The 15,100-nt window shown below is 64.0% G+C and carries 12 protein-coding genes and 2 riboswitches; of the genes, 10 read left to right on the forward strand and 2 right to left on the reverse strand.

Translation table 11 applies throughout. The features are described from left to right. Positions 1-34: 34 nt before the first annotated feature. Complete coding sequence (locus ACSQ17_RS03305) at positions 35-1,822, reverse strand: alkyl/aryl-sulfatase (RefSeq protein WP_436067573.1); 1,788 nt, start codon at positions 1,820-1,822, stop codon at positions 35-37. 96 nt (positions 1,823-1,918) lie between these two features. Between ACSQ17_RS03305 and ACSQ17_RS03310 the strand changes: the two genes are divergently transcribed. Continuing rightward, positions 1,919-2,842 carry a LysR family transcriptional regulator gene (locus tag ACSQ17_RS03310; RefSeq protein ID WP_436067574.1) on the forward strand — a complete coding sequence of 308 codons (924 nt, stop codon included), beginning with the start codon at positions 1,919-1,921 and terminating at the stop codon, positions 2,840-2,842. A gap of 13 nt (positions 2,843-2,855) precedes the next feature. On the opposite strand, the gene ACSQ17_RS03315 is transcribed toward ACSQ17_RS03310, so the two are convergent. Beyond that, entirely contained in the window at positions 2,856-3,293 is a 438-nt protein-coding gene (locus tag ACSQ17_RS03315; protein ID WP_233686249.1) for a hypothetical protein, read from the reverse strand. A gap of 251 nt (positions 3,294-3,544) precedes the next feature. Continuing rightward, positions 3,545-3,669, forward strand: a riboswitch (guanidine-I (ykkC/yxkD leader). Between the two features lie 53 nt (positions 3,670-3,722). Here ACSQ17_RS03315 and ACSQ17_RS03320 point away from each other — a divergent pair. The 9 genes from ACSQ17_RS03320 to ACSQ17_RS03360 all read left to right on the forward strand — a co-directional run bounded on the left by ACSQ17_RS03320 (position 3,723) and on the right by ACSQ17_RS03360 (position 15,098). Then, the gene (locus tag ACSQ17_RS03320; RefSeq protein WP_436067575.1) at positions 3,723-4,799 is read left to right on the forward strand and encodes a putative urea ABC transporter substrate-binding protein; all 1,077 of its coding nucleotides are present in this window, start codon (positions 3,723-3,725) and stop codon (positions 4,797-4,799) included. 320 nt (positions 4,800-5,119) lie between these two features. Continuing rightward, positions 5,120-5,227: riboswitch (guanidine-I (ykkC/yxkD leader) on the forward strand. A gap of 66 nt (positions 5,228-5,293) precedes the next feature. Beyond that, the gene (locus ACSQ17_RS03325; RefSeq protein ID WP_436067576.1) at positions 5,294-6,361 is read left to right on the forward strand and encodes a putative urea ABC transporter substrate-binding protein; all 1,068 of its coding nucleotides are present in this window, start codon (positions 5,294-5,296) and stop codon (positions 6,359-6,361) included. 97 nt (positions 6,362-6,458) lie between these two features. Beyond that, positions 6,459-7,274: an ABC transporter permease gene (locus tag ACSQ17_RS03330; RefSeq protein ID WP_436067577.1), complete on the forward strand. Its 816-nt coding sequence runs from the start codon at positions 6,459-6,461 to the stop codon at positions 7,272-7,274. Then, entirely contained in the window at positions 7,271-8,065 is a 795-nt protein-coding gene (locus ACSQ17_RS03335) for an ABC transporter ATP-binding protein (protein WP_436067578.1), read from the forward strand. The genes ACSQ17_RS03330 and ACSQ17_RS03335 overlap by 4 nt, the downstream gene beginning before the upstream one ends. Beyond that, the gene (locus ACSQ17_RS03340; protein ID WP_436067579.1) at positions 8,062-8,790 is read left to right on the forward strand and encodes an urea amidolyase associated protein UAAP1; all 729 of its coding nucleotides are present in this window, start codon (positions 8,062-8,064) and stop codon (positions 8,788-8,790) included. The genes ACSQ17_RS03335 and ACSQ17_RS03340 overlap by 4 nt, the downstream gene beginning before the upstream one ends. A gap of 10 nt (positions 8,791-8,800) precedes the next feature. Beyond that, positions 8,801-9,436 carry an urea amidolyase associated protein UAAP2 gene (locus tag ACSQ17_RS03345; RefSeq protein ID WP_436067580.1) on the forward strand — a complete coding sequence of 212 codons (636 nt, stop codon included), beginning with the start codon at positions 8,801-8,803 and terminating at the stop codon, positions 9,434-9,436. Positions 9,437-9,627: 191 nt separating this feature from the next. Next, on the forward strand, positions 9,628-13,227 hold the full coding sequence (gene uca / locus ACSQ17_RS03350) for an urea carboxylase (RefSeq protein WP_436067581.1): 3,600 nt from the start codon (positions 9,628-9,630) through the stop codon (positions 13,225-13,227). A gap of 195 nt (positions 13,228-13,422) precedes the next feature. Then, positions 13,423-14,895, forward strand: a complete 1,473-nt coding sequence (locus ACSQ17_RS03355; RefSeq protein WP_436067582.1) for a sensor domain-containing diguanylate cyclase — start codon at positions 13,423-13,425, stop codon at positions 14,893-14,895. Beyond that, entirely contained in the window at positions 14,892-15,098 is a 207-nt protein-coding gene (locus ACSQ17_RS03360; RefSeq protein ID WP_436067583.1) for a cysteine-rich CWC family protein, read from the forward strand. Before ACSQ17_RS03355 ends, ACSQ17_RS03360 begins: the two co-directional genes overlap by 4 nt. Positions 15,099-15,100 lie beyond the last annotated feature (2 nt).

Raw genomic sequence — 15,100 nt, forward strand, 5'->3', positions numbered from 1 at the left:
CGCACTTTGGTCGGGTCGCACAGCGCAGCAACACTCAACGCAGGGTCAGGGCAATCGGCGTATCGCCGAAGTCAAAGCAGCCGAGGAAAGTCTTGATATCCAGCAGATTGCCGTCGACTTTTACATCACCCAGTAATGCGCCCTTGAGCAGGCCGTTCTCGCCACTCATCACGGTGTCCAGATACGTCTTATCGAGGGTCAGCTTGAGCGTGGTGCCCTCGGGTATGCCCTGGTGCAGCTGCACCACGCCACGGCGCACTTCCAGTGCCCACTGCTCGCCGATATCCGGGAAGCTGAAACCCAGGGTCAGCTGCACATCATTGGCCTTGTCCGGATCGACCCGGGTAATCCAGTTCTGCAGGAAGATCCGCGCCGGGAAGGTCTTCAGCATGTCGGTGGAGAGAAACGCGCTGCGCATGCTCTGGGCCATCTGCTGCACCTGGTCGCCGGCCAGTTTGCCTTCCAGTTCCATAGCGCTCATCAGGTACCAGTTACGCCAGTTGATGTTCATGCTGGCATAGCCCAGCTTGCGGAAACTGCGGGCCTTGATGTCGCGGGCCAGCGTGTCCTCGTTGTCCACCTGAATGGCGTAGCTGGACAGCTCGGCGGCCCATTGGTAATCACCCTTGAGGTAGGCCTCGCCAGCGGCCAGCAGCAGTTTTTCCCGACCACCCATCAACGTAATCAGGCGCTCGGCTTTATCTTTAGGCGGCAGCGGATCAAGCGCCACCGGGTCACCCTGGAACCAGCCCAGGTAACCGTTGTAAATCTGCCGCACGCTGTGTTTGACCGTGCCGTAGTACTCACGCAGGTAAGGTGTGTAGCCGGCCAGGTGCGGCGGCAGTTTGACCTTCTCGACCAGCTCGTCCGGGGTCAGGCCCTTGTTCATCCAGCGCACGGTCTGGTCGTGGATATAGGCGATGCCGTCGCGGGTCATGCGCAGCACTTCCTCGACCTGATCCTGGCCACTGACAGGCCGGCCGTGCAGCGGCACCATGTGCTCGGCCTGATAGGCGCGCAGCTTGTCCAGGCTTTCGACCCACACCACCGGGTCGCGGAACTTGGTGCCGCGCAGGGTGTGGATATTCGGCAGTGTTGGCCCCTGCTCCACCTCGGCGCTGATCAGCACGCGGTTATCCGGCAGGTAGACGATGATCTCGTCCGGCGCTTCGCTGGGCACATGCAGAAACTGCAGATCCAGGCCGGCGATGCGCGTATCGAGTTTGTCCTTGAAGGTCAGGGTCGGCGCGATAAAAGTCGAAGCCTCGGCCTTGGCCAACGGGCCGATCCCGGCGTTCATCTGTTCATGGTCACTGGCCGGCAGCGCCGCACCGAAGCTGTAGCCGGAACGCACCGAGAGAATCGGCCCGACCAGCGCCCCCTGCGCCACCACATTGGCCAGCAGGGTGTCGTGGGCGATGATCTGCACCTCGCCATTGCGCACCTGCTCTTCCGTGACGAAAGCCTTCACGCCGTTGATGTGGTCCGGGTGGAAGTGGGTATAGACCACCGCCTTGACCGGCTTGTCGCTGATCTTGCGGAACTCGGCCATGATCTTGCGCGACTCGCTGACAGACTCGCCGGTGTCGATGATGATCAGCCCTTCCGGCGCCTCGATCATCGCCACGTTGCCCAGCTGCCAGCCGACAGCGGAATAAACGTTGCCGGCCACCTGGTAGACCTTCTGCGCGAAGTGTTTGGTGTGCTCGGCCAGCTCCGGGTTGATCGACGGGCGGATCTGTTCTTCGGGCAGCGCGGCCTGACCGGCCAGGGGTAATGCCAGGCTCAGCAGCACGGCGGCAGTTCGATTCAGTAAAAACATGCGAGTCGCTCATTGTTATTGGCGGTATTGGCAGAGTGGCCAAGCGACAGCAATAATTCCAATGCATTCCAAATCAATAAATGATGCAATCAGCGCATGAATGACCTTCGTCAGCTTCGCCATTTTGTCGCCCTTGCCGAACACGGCCATTTCGCCCGTGCCGCCGAAGCCGTGCACCTCAGCCAACCCGCGCTGAGTCGCAGCATCCAGGCGCTGGAAAGCAGCCTCGGCTGCAACCTGGTCGACCGGCACAGCCGCGGTATCAGCCTAACCACCCACGGCCAACTGGTGCTGGAACATGCACAGCGCCTGCTGGCTGGCAGCCAGGCGCTGAAAAACGCCGTTAGCCAACTGGGTAATCTGCAAACCGGTGAACTGCGCCTAGGCGCCGGCCCCTATCCGGCGGCGCGCCTGGTGCCACGGGCGGTGGGTCGTATGGCGCTGCGCTATCCACGGGTACGGGTCAACCTGCAGATCGGCAACTGGCTGGAACTGCGCAGCAGTCTGCTGGATGACGCCCTGGAGCTGTTTGTCGCCGACAGCCGTGAACTGCTCGATGACCCACTGCTGTGCATCGAGCCACTGCAGCGCCACAGCGGGGTGCTGTTCTGTCGCCCTGGTCACCCGTTATTGGCGCACGCCAGGCTGCAGATGCAGGCGCTGCTCGACTACCCCATGGCGGGCACCCAGCTGCCGCTGGCCGTGGCGCAGAACCTGCGTGCACTCAGTGGCCGCGAGCAGCCGCTGAGCATTCAATGCGACAACTTTATGGTGCTCAAAGCCTTGGTGGCCGACAGCGACGTGCTGAGCATGGCGCCTTGGGATGTGGTGGCTGAGGATATCCAGGCCGGCCGCCTGGCGCGTTTGCCGCTGGCCGACGGTGTGCTGACCGAGCAATCAGCCTACGCCTTGATCAGCCGCGCCGGGCATAGTCTGTCGCCGGCAGCCGAAGTCATCCGTGAGGAAATCCTGGCCGAAGACCGCATCTTCGGCCAGCAGGTGGCGGATACACCTAACTGACTGGCGTACGCCATCAGTTGCGCTGGCGCTCCCAGCCGCGCCGCTCATCACGCCGCTGTTCGCCACCATGGCGGCCGTCGTAACGTTCCTGACGGTGTTGCGGACGCTCGCGAGAGTATTCCCGCGGTCGGTTATCCCAGCCGGCACGCGGCTGCACGGCGCGGTAGTCGTGGCGCTTCTGATAGCTGTGCGGTTGGTAATGCCGTGGGGGTGGCGCCGGCACGTAATAGCGCGGGGGCTGACGGTAATGTTCGTGGCGCCGCCCGTCATGGCGGTAGGCCGGATAACGCTGCTGCGGCACCACATAGACCGGGTAGCGTTGCACTTGGTAATAGGTGGTCGAATAGTGCCGGTCATAACCGCGGTGGCCATAGCCACTGCCGCCGCCGTAGACCGCACAACCGCTTAACGAGACAAACAACAGCGCCAACAGCATGGATTTATAGGACATGGCGGCCTCCTTCGACCGCAGGTACGGCAACAACTGCTGTCGCTGCCAGGGAGGGTTCCCAACAGATCAGACAACGCTAACCCCTCGCCAGTGCGCTGAGCCTGTACGGCAGATTTCATGACAAATCATTTCAAAGGTGCCACACGCAGCCCCAACCGACCGCCCTCGGGGCAACCTGGCACAGTCCTCGCTTAAGCCTGGCGACACCAAGGAAATGCGTACGGCAGCACGTCGCTTGCAGCCTGACAATAGCAATGGTCGACTAGGGTTCCGATTCGCCGCTCAGCGCAGCCGCGAATGACTGGTCCGAGAGTTGACGACCTCACGCAGTGGCCTCGGCCATGGGGTTACACGGCGGGATAAAAGCCCGGGAGAACGCACAGCACAGCTGTCCGCTTTCCTGTTCCCGCTGACTGCCCCGAGGTAACCATGCCCCTACGTACCCTGCTCGCCCGCTTCACCTGCAGCTGCCTGCTGGCCAGCCTGCTGCTGCAACCGGCGCACGCCGCCACTGAACCGAAAACCTTCAAGCTGTGCTGGTCGATCTTTGCCGGCTGGATGCCCTGGGGCTATGCCGCCAGCGAAGGGATCATGCAGAAATGGGCCGACAAGTACGGCATTCGCGTGGACATCAGCGAGGTGCCGGATTACGTCGGCTCCATCGAACGCTACAGCGCGGGCGAGTTCGATGCCTGCTCGATGACCAATATGGATGCACTGACCATCCCGGCTGCGGCGGGCGTCGACTCCACAGCGCTGATCATCGGCGACTTCTCCAACGGCGCGGATGCCATTCTGCTGCGCGGCCCTGGCCTGACCCTGAAAGACCTCAAGGGTAAGACCGTGCTGCTGGTGGAAAACTCGGTGTCGCACTACCTGCTCAGCCGCGCCCTGGAATGGGCCCTGCTCAAGCCTGAGGATGTGACCATTCAACACATCTCCGACACGCAGATTGCCGAAGCCTTTCTCGCCGGCCAGGGCGATGCGGTGATCACCTGGAACCCGATCCTGGCCAAGATCAAACAGCAGTCTCAGGTCAGCCAGGTGTTCAGCTCCAACCTGATTCCCGGCGAGGTCGTCGACCTCACCGTGGTCAACAGCAAGGTTCTGGCAGCGCACCCGGAGCTTGGCAAGGCACTGACCGGAGCCTGGTTCGAAACCCAGCGGCTGATGGGCATGCCCACCGATGCCGGGCGCGCAGCACGAGCGAAGATGGCCAGCGCCGCCGGCACCACACCCGAGGATTTCAGCCAGCAACTGGACACCCTGCGCTCGTTCTACTCGCCGCGTTACGCCCTGGCTTTTGCCAGTGCCAACAAGATGCCCGAGCTGATGCAGCGGGTTGCCCAGTTTGCCGACCAGCAGAAGCTGCTCGGCCACGACGGCAAGGGCCTGGAGAAGCTGGGTATCGCCTTCAGCGGGGAACGCAGCCTGGGTAATGCCAGCAACATTCTGCTGCGTTTCGATGGCCGCTATATGCAGATGGCCGCAGACAAGCAACTTTGAGAAGCAGTCTACGATCTGCTGCGCGTCAGCTCTGCTGCGTTAAAAACAGGCTCGGAATGCTCATTTACAGCTCGTAAACTCCGCTTCCTCGCCTGTTTTTGCCTTGCATAGCTCTAGCTCGCGAGATCGTAAACCGCTTCCGAGCAGACGCCCCGCAATGCAGCACAGCCGCTGCATTGCGCACCGCCAGGGCGCACAAGCCGGGCCTGGTGTCAGCAGAAACCCCGTGCCAGCGCAGCCAGAACAAGCTGGCACGATGTTCGCAATATCTATTACGTGCAGGAACAACCCGCTGCGGCGGGATCGCGGCACCACAATTTGCAATAGCCAACTAGGGTTCCGATCCGCGCTCCGATGAATGCGGGTGACTGGTCCGAGAGTTGGCGACCTCCTTCGAGGTTACACGGCGGGATAAAAGCCCGGGAGAACGCGCCCCACCCGTGGGGAAACCGCCGCGCACTCCTGCCCGTCTTTCTCGAACTGGAGGCTCCACCATGCGTAAGACCCGTCTGTGTTCAGTACTTGCCGCCGGCCTGGCCGCCGCCATCAGCCTCAATAGCCACGCCGCGCCGAAAACCGACTTCAGCGTCTGCTGGACCATCTACGCCGGCTGGATGCCCTGGGAATACGGTGACGCCGAAGGCATCGTCGACAAATGGGCGAAGAAGTACGACATCAACATCGATGTGGTGCAGATCAACGATTACGTCGAATCGATCAACCAGTACAGCGCTGGCCAGTTCGACGGCTGCACCATGACCAATATGGATGCCCTGACCATCCCGGCCGCCGGCGGCGTGGACAGCACCGCGCTGATCATCGGCGACTTCTCCAACGGCAACGACGGCGTCGTGCTCAAAGGCGAGAAAAAGACCCTGGGGGACCTCAAGGGTCAGAACGTCAACCTGGTTGAACTCTCCGTATCCCACTACCTGCTGGCCCGCGGCCTGGAAAAAGCCGGTCTCAGCGAGAAAGACCTGAAAGTGGTGAATACCTCCGACGCCGACATGGTCGCGGCCTTCGCCACCAGCGACGTCACCGCCTTGACCACCTGGAACCCGCTGCTGGCCGAGATCGAAGCCACGCCGAATGTGACCAAGGTGTTCGATTCCAGCCAGATTCCCGGTGAAATCATCGACCTGATGGTGGTCAACAGCGACACCCTCAAGGACAACCCCGCCTTCGGTAAGGCACTGACCGGCGCCTGGTACGAAATCATGGCCACCATGAGCGCCGACACCCCGGCCGGCAAGGCCGCCCGCGAGCATATGGCCAAAGCCTCCGGCACTGACCTGGCCGGCTATGACGCACAACTTGCGGCGACCAAGATGTTCTATTCGGCCAAGGACGCCGTGGCCTTCGCCACCAGCCCGAAACTGCCGGCCACCATGACCAAGGTCGCGGAGTTCTCCTTCGGCCACGGCTTGCTCGGCGAAGGCGCACAAAGCGCTGATGCCATCGGCATGAGCTTCGCCAAGGGCGTGGTAACCGGCGACAAAGGCAACCTCAAGCTGCGCTTTGACCCGAGCTATATGCAGATGGCGGCTGACGGAAAACTCTGACGCCGTAGGGTGCGCCGTGCGCACCGGCAAGCCCGTACGTGCCGCCGGTGCGCGCAGCGCACCCTACACAGCTCTCGTTCACCCATGAGATAGCCCCATGCGTCTGATCAACCGCCACCCGGACCGCAGTGGTCGCCTGCTGCTGATCCTGCTGCCCTTCGCCCTGCTGCTGTTTGCCTATTTCGTAGGTTCGGCGCAACGGCTAACGGCCAACCCCAACGACAAACTGCTGCCCAGCGCCAGCCAGATGGTCGCAGCGGTTGATCGCCTGGCCTTTACCGAGGACAAGCGCAGCGGCAACTACCTGTTCTGGGAAGACAGCGCATCGAGCCTCAAGCGCCTCGGCATGGGCATCAGCATCGCCGCGTTGGCAGGCCTGTGCCTGGGCATCGCGGCCGGTATTCTGCCGCTGTTCCGCGCGCCGCTGTCGCCACTGTTGACCGTGCTGTCGATGGTGCCGCCGCTGGCGATCCTGCCGATCCTGTTTATTGTCTTCGGCCTGGGCGAGCTGTCCAAGGTGATGCTGATCGTCATCGGCATCACCCCGGTGCTGGCCCGCGATCTGGAACAGCGCGCCCGCGAGATCCCCACGGAAATCCTGATCAAGGCGCAGACCCTCGGCGCCAGCACCTGGACCCTGATCCTGCGCGTGGTGCTGCCGCAACTGCTGCCGCGTCTGTTGATCGCCCTGCGCCTGGTGCTCGGTTCGGCCTGGCTGTTCCTCATCGCCGCCGAAGCCATCGCCTCCACCGACGGCCTCGGTTACCGCATCTTCCTCGTGCGTCGCTACATGGCGATGGACGTGATCCTGCCGTACGTGGTGTGGATCACCCTGCTCGCCTGGCTGATGGACCTGGGCCTGCGCCAGCTCACCCGCCTGTGCTTCCCCTGGTATGAAGGAGCGAAAGCATGAGCGCCTTTATCGAAGTGAAAAACGTCTGGCAGGAGTACGGCGACCAGGTCGTGCTTGAGCGTTTGAACCTGAGCATCAACGAAGGCGAGTTCTGCACCCTGGTCGGCGCCTCCGGCTGCGGCAAGTCGACCTTCCTGCGCCTGCTGCTGGGCCAGGAGCGCGCCAGCCGTGGCGAGATCCTGCTCGGTGGCCAGCCGCTGGCCGGCGAGCCGGATAGCAGCCGTGGTGTAGTGTTTCAGCGCTACTCGGTGTTCCCGCACCTGAGCGTGCTGGACAACGTCGCCATCGGCCTGGAGCTGCCGCGCTCGCCGCTGCTCGGCCGCCTGTTCGGCGCCGCCAAGCGCGACGCCCGCGCCCAGGCCGAAGTGATCCTGAGGAAAGTCGGCCTCGGCCACGCCCTGGACAAATACCCCAGCCAGCTCTCCGGCGGCATGCAGCAACGTCTGGCCATCGCCCAGGCGCTGATCATGAAGCCGCGCGTGCTGCTGCTCGACGAACCTTTCGGCGCCCTCGACCCGGGCATCCGCAAGGACATGCACACCCTGCTGCTGGAACTGTGGCACGAGACCAGACTGACCGTGTTCATGGTCACCCATGACCTGAGCGAGGGCTTCAGCCTCGGCACCCGTCTGCTGGTGTTCGACAAGACCCGCATCGACCCGCACGCGCCGAATGCCTTCGGCGCGCGCATCACCTACGACATCCCCCTGAACAGCGACCGCCGCGCCACCCGCGCCGCCGTCGAGGCGCTGCCGGCGCACGTCACCGAGCCCTATAAGGAGCAAGCATGACCGCATCCCTGACCCTGCGCCCCAGCCTGTACGAGGAACTCGTACCCGGCGGCGGCCACACCTCCTTCGTCCTCAAGCGCGGCCAGCTGCTGCGCATCACCGACCTCGAAGGCGACGCCAACGTCAGCCTGCTGCTGCTCAGTGCCGCCGAGAAAAGCGAGCGCCTGAACCTGCCGGACACCCTCAAGTGCCAGCACACCGCCAGGCTCACCGCCGGCCACTGCCTGTACTCGGACATGGGCCGCGTGCTCGCCACCATCACCGCCGACACCTGCGGCTGGCACGACAGCTTCGGCGGCGTGCTCAACGCCGAAGAAGTCAGCGAGAAATACGGCGCCGGTCGTTATCAGGAACTGCGCAACGGCTACTTCCGCAACGGCACGGACAACCTGCTGGTGGAAATGGGCAAGTGGAACCTCAACCTGCAGGACCTGCTGATGGCGCTCAACCTGTTCAGCAAGGTCAGCGTCGATGGCGACGGCCGCTTCCACTTCGAGCCGGGCAACTCCAGGGCCGGCGACTACATCGAGCTGTACGCGCCGATGGACGCCCTGGTGGTACTCACCGCCCTGCAACACCCGCTGGACCCCAACCCGCAGTACGCGCCCAAGCCGGTGCAACTGAGCTGGAGCCGCGTCGAGAGCGACGGCATCAGCGTGCTCTGCCGCACCTCGCGCCCGGAGAACGGCCGCGGCTTCCACAACACCGAACGCCTGTATATCTGAGGACGCCGACATGAGCCTTACCGCCAGCGACAAGCATGCCGCCACCGCCGTCTACCGCCATGAGATCCCGGCCGGCGAACCGTTCCTCTGCGAAGTCAAAGCCGGGCAGACCGTGCGCCTGCTCGACCTCGAAGGCAACCAGGCGGTCGACACGCTGTTCTTCAGTGCGAAGAACCCGCGCGAGCGCTACGACCCGCAACGCACCCTGCGCAAGCAGAACAGCGTGTACCTGACCACCGGCACCGTGCTCTGGTCCAACCTGGGCAACCCGCTGCTGACCATCAGCGCCGACACCTGTGGCCGCCACGACACCCTCGGCGGCGCCTGCGCGCAGGAGAGCAACACGGTTCGCTATGCGCTGGACAAGCGCTACATGCACAGCTGCCGCGACAACTTCCTGCGCGCCAGCCTGCACGACGGCCGCCTGGAGAAGCGCGACATCGGCGCCAACATCAACTTCTTTATGAACGTGCCGGTCACCCCGGAAGGCGGCCTGACCTTCGAGGACGGCATCTCCGCGCCGGGTAAGTACGTCGAGCTGGTCGCGCACATGGACGTCATCGTGCTGATCTCCAACTGCCCGCAACTGAACAACCCGTGCAACGGCTGGAACCCGACCCCGGCCGAGGTGCTGGTATGGGACTGAAGCAGCTTCGCGAGTGGCTGTTCCGCCTGTGCCAGAGCCGCTCGGGGCAGTGCCTGGAACAGAAGCCCACGCCCACCGAGAAACCCTAGGTACCAGCCCGCTGGCACTCATACCGATTTCCCACCCCGGACGACCGTGGTGCAGACCGAATAGCGGCGGGACGGCCCGCCAACCCTTTCGAGGGCAAGCAGATGTTCGACAAACTCCTGATCGCCAACCGCGGCGCCATTGCCTGCCGCATCCTGCGCACTCTGCGTCAGCTCGACGTGCAGGGCGTGGCCGTGTACTCCGAGGCCGACGCCGCCAGCCTGCATATCCAGCAGGCCGATGAAGCCTTCAGCCTCGGCGAAGGCCCGGCCGCCGGCACCTACCTGGTGGTCGACAAGATCCTCGCCGTGGCCAAACAGACCGGCGCCAAAGCCATTCACCCTGGCTACGGTTTCCTCTCCGAGAACGCCGCCTTTGCCGAGGCCTGCGAAGCGGCCGGCATCGCTTTTGTCGGCCCGACCCCGGAGCAGCTGCGCGTATTCGGCCTCAAGCACACCGCCCGCGCACTCGCGAAACAGCACGGCGTACCGATGCTGGAAGGCACCGAACTGCTGGAAAACCTCGACGCAGCACTGGTCGCAGGCGAACAGGTCGGCTACCCGGTGATGCTGAAAAGCACCGCCGGCGGTGGCGGCATCGGCATGCGCGTGTGCAACAGCGCGGCCGAGCTGAGCGACGCCTTCGAGGCCGTCAAGCGCCTCGGGCAGAACAACTTCAGCGACAGCGGCGTGTTTATCGAGAAGTACATCCAGCGCGCCCGCCACCTGGAAGTGCAGGTATTCGGCGACGGTAAAGGTGAAGTGCTGGCCCTCGGCGTGCGCGACTGTTCGGTGCAACGACGCAACCAGAAAGTGCTGGAAGAAACCCCGGCACCCAACCTGCCGGCCGGCATGGCCGAGGAACTGTGCGCGGCAGCGATCAAGCTGGCCAAGGCGGTCAGCTACCGCAGCGCCGGCACCGTGGAATTCGTCTACGACAGCGAGGCCGAGCGCTTCTACTTCCTCGAAGTGAACACCCGCCTGCAGGTCGAGCACGGCGTCACCGAGCAGGTGTGGGGCGTCGATCTGGTGCGCTGGATGATCGAACTGGCGGCCGGCGACCTGGCCCCACTCAGCGAACTGGGCAAAGGTCTGAAAGCCAGCGGCCATGCCATCCAGGCGCGCCTGTACGCCGAAGACCCGGGCCGCGACTTCCAGCCAAGCCCCGGCCTGCTGACTGCCGTGCAGTTCCCGGCGGCCGATGGCAAGGCCCTGCGCATCGACACCTGGGTCGAAGCCGGCTGCGAGATTCCGCCCTACTTCGACCCGATGATCGCCAAGGTCATCACTTGGAAGCCGACCCGCGAGGAAGCCAGCGCCGCACTCAACCAGGCGCTGGCCGATACCCTGCTGTACGGCGTGGAAACCAACAGCCAGTACCTGCGGCAGATCCTGGTCGATGCGCCGTTCGCCAGCGGCTCGCCCTGGACCCGTTGCCTGGAAGGCCTGACCTACCAGGCGCACAGCTTCGAGGTGCTCTCCGCCGGCACCCAGACCACCGTGCAGGACTTCCCCGGCCGCCTCGGCTACTGGGCGGTCGGCGTGCCGCCGTCCGGCCCGATGGACGACCGCGCGCTGCGCCTGGGCAACCGCCTGCTGGGTAACGACGAAGGTGCCGCCGGCCTGGAAATCACCATGAGCGGCCCGCTGCTGCGCTTCAACACCGATGCGGTGGTGGCGGTGACTGGTGCGGAAATCCCGGTCACCCTCGATGGAGCGACACAACCGCTGAACACCGCGCTGCTGATCAAGGCCGGCAGCACGCTGAGCCTCGGCACCATCGCCGGCTCCGGCGCACGCTCGTACCTATGCCTGCGCGGCGGCCTGCAAGTGCCGGAATACCTGGGATCGAAAAGCACCTTCACCCTCGGCCAGTTCGGTGGCCACGGCGGCCGCGCCCTGCGCGCCGGCGATGTGCTGCATATTCCCGCTTTGAGCGATGCGGACAACGGCGCGCAACTGCCCGCCGCGCTGTGCACCGCCCTGCCAACCGTCCGTGAAATCCGCGTGATCTACGGCCCGCACGGCGCGCCGGAATACTTCACCCCGGCCTATATCGAGACCTTCCTCGCCACCGACTGGGAAGTGCACTTCAACTCCAGCCGTACTGGCGTGCGCCTGATCGGCCCGAAACCGGAGTGGGTGCGCGACAGCGGCGGCGAAGCCGGCCTGCACCCGTCGAACATCCACGACAACCCCTACGCCATCGGCGCGGTGGACTTCACCGGCGACATGCCAGTGATCCTCGGCCCGGACGGCCCAAGCCTGGGCGGCTTCGTCTGCCCGGTGACCATCATCGAGGCCGACCTGTGGCAGCTCGGCCAGCTCAAAGCCGGCGACAAGCTGCGCTTCGTACCGGTGAGCATCGAAACTGCCCGCACGCTGGCCAAGGCACGCAAGGCCGAAGTCGCCGGGCTGGAGTCCGTCGCCGTCAACTGGCAGCCGATCCCGCTGGAGCCACCGGTGATCCTCGACATCGGCAGCCAGGACAAGCGCCTGGTCGCCCGCCTCTCCGGCGACACCCACCTGTTGCTGGAGATCGGCCAGGCCGAGCTGGACCTGGTGCTGCGCTTCCGCGGCCATGCGCTGATGCAGGCGCTGGAGGCGAAAAACCTCAATGGCGTGATCGACCTGACCCCGGGCATCCGCTCGCTGCAGGTGCACTACCAGCCGGAAACCCTGTCGCTGGCCAACCTGCTGGCGGTGGTGATCGGCGAGTGGGACGCGGTGTGCAACGCCCAGGACCTCAAGGTGCCGTCGCGCATCGTGCATCTGCCGCTGTCCTGGGACGACCCGGCCTGCCAGCTGGCCATCGACAAATACATGACCACAGTGCGCAAGGACGCGCCCTGGTGCCCGAGCAACCTGGAATTCATCCGCCGCATCAACGACCTGCCGAACCTCGACGAGGTGTACCGCACCGTGTTCGACGCCAGCTACCTGGTGATGGGCCTGGGCGACGTCTACCTTGGTGCCCCGGTGGCCACCCCGCTCGATCCGCGCCACCGCCTGGTCACCACCAAGTACAACCCGGCGCGCACCTGGACTGCGGAGAACTCGGTGGGCATCGGCGGCGCCTACATGTGCGTGTATGGCATGGAAGGCCCCGGCGGCTACCAGTTCGTCGGTCGCACCCTGCAGATGTGGAACCGCTACCGCGAAGTCGCCGCCTTCCACGGCAAGCCCTGGCTGCTGCGCTTCTTCGACCAGATCCGCTTCTACCCGGTGGGCGCCGAGGAGCTGCTGCAGATCCGCCGCGACTTCCCGCTCGGCCGCTATGAACTGCGCATCGAAGACAGCGAACTGGCCCTGGCCGACTACCAGGAATTCCTCGCCGAGGAAGCCGAGGGCATCGACGCCTTCCGCAGCCAGCAACGCGCCGCCTTCGACGCCGAGCGCCAGCGCTGGATCGCTTCCGGCCAGGCCCACTACGAGAGCGAGGAAGTGCTCGCCGAACTGGGTGACGACGCGCCGCTCACGGCCGGTCAGCACAGCATCGACAGCCATATCGCCGGCAACCTCTGGCAGGTGCAGGTCGAGGAAGGCAGTGCAGTGAAAGCCGGCGATGTGCTGGTGATCCTCGAGTCGATGAAGATGGAAATCCCCCTCACCGCCCCGCGCGACGGCGTGGTGCGCGAAGTGCGTGTGCAACCCGGCTCGCCGGTGCGCGCCGGTCAGCGCGTGGTGGTGCTGGAAGAGGACTGAGGGATCAATCGGCACATGCGTGGGAGGGGCTTTAGCCGCGACAGCATCAACCTGGCAACAACCGTCGCGGCTAAAGTCCCTCCCACACTACTGACGCCATACTCGACAACCAATCGGCCGAGGTCCGATGTTTCAGCAGCGTATTGACGTGCCGAAGGCTACAATGCAGCCATTATTTAGCCAGCAGAGTCTTGCATGCCACAGCCCTCGCCCCTGACACGTCAGCGTTCCTTGATTGTGCTTCTGCTGGTTCTGCTCGGCTGTGGCTTCCTCGCCACCTCCCTGGCAAGTTATTACACCGCCCTCGACTCGATCCGCGCCGGGATCATCAACACCGAACTGCCGCTGACTTCGGACAATGTCTACTCGGAAATCCAGAAAGACCTAGTTCGACCCATCCTGATTTCCTCGATGATGTCGCGCGACACCTACGTGCGCGACTGGGTGCTGGGTGGCGAGCAGGATGGTGAACAGATCACCCGCTACCTGCGCGAGGTGCAGGAGCACTACGCCACGGTCACCAGCTTCTTCGTCTCCGAGAAGACCCATACCTACTACCAGGCCAAAGGCGTACTCAAGCAGGTGCAAGAAGCCGAAGCGCGTGACGACTGGTATTTCCGCGTGCGCGATATGCAGGCGCCTTACGAGATCAATGTCGATGTCGACATGGCCAACGATGACCGCCTGACCGTGTTTATCAACTACAAGGTATTCGACTACCAGCAACGCTTTATCGGTGCCACCGGTGTGGGTCTGACGGTGGATGCAGTGGTCAAACTGATCGACACCTACCAGCAGCGCTACAATCGCAGCGTATTCTTCGTCGATACCACCGGCCGCCTGGTGCTTACTGGAGCCGACGGCGGGCCGATGGGCGCGCGCGTCGGCCAGTCGCTCAGCGAACTGCCGGGCCTGGAACAGCTGATGGCCAAGCTGCCGCACCCACAAAGTGGGGATTTCGAGTATCAGGAACATGGCCGCGACCACTTCCTCAACGTGCGCTTTATTCCCGAACTGAACTGGTACCTGTTCGTCGACAAACATGAAGATGGCGCGGTAGCCGGCATTCGCAAGTCGCTGTATCTGAACCTGCTGATCTGCCTGGTGATCACCAGCATTGTCATCACCTTGGTCAGCCTGGCGATGGGCCGCTATCAACGGCGTATCAGCGCCCTGGCCACCACCGATCAGTTGACCGACCTGCCCAACCGCCGTGGCTTTGACCTGCTGGCCAACCAGGCCGTACAGGAAGCCCGACGCACCCCCAGCCCACTGTGCGCGTTGATGCTTGATTTGGACAATTTCAAGCAGCTCAACGACAGCCAGGGCCATATGGCCGGTGATGAAGTGCTGCGCCGCTTTGCCAGCGACCTGCGCAGCACCCTGCGCCAGTCAGACATCATCTGCCGCTGGGGCGGTGAGGAATTTATCCTGCTGCTCAAGGACACGACCCCGGAACAAGCCCGCGAACTGGGCGAGAAAATACGTCAGCAGACCGAGCGCAACACCATCAGCTTCAACGGCAGCGACCTGCAAATCACCACCAGCCTCGGCCTGGCGCAACTGCATGCTGGCGATTCGCTGGAGCAACTGATTACCCGCGCCGACCGCGCCCTCTACCGGGCCAAGCAAGGCGGCCGCAACCGCCTGTGTGAAGAAACCGCGTGAGCACTGATAGCACCCGATGCCCCTGCTGCGAACAGCTCAACCAGTGCGCCCAGGCTGGAGCCGATGCACCGGTAAGCCAGTGCTGGTGTTTTAGCGTGCCGGTCGATGCCCAGCAGTTGGCCAACCTGCCGCCTGAGCAGCTCAATCGCAGCTGCCTCTGCCCGCGCTGCGCCCAGGGCTTGCCTGAGTCGTCTGCCGACTAGCC

This window comes from Pseudomonas sp. LjRoot71 (assembly GCF_964253255.1).
Taxonomy (GTDB): domain Bacteria; phylum Pseudomonadota; class Gammaproteobacteria; order Pseudomonadales; family Pseudomonadaceae; genus Aquipseudomonas.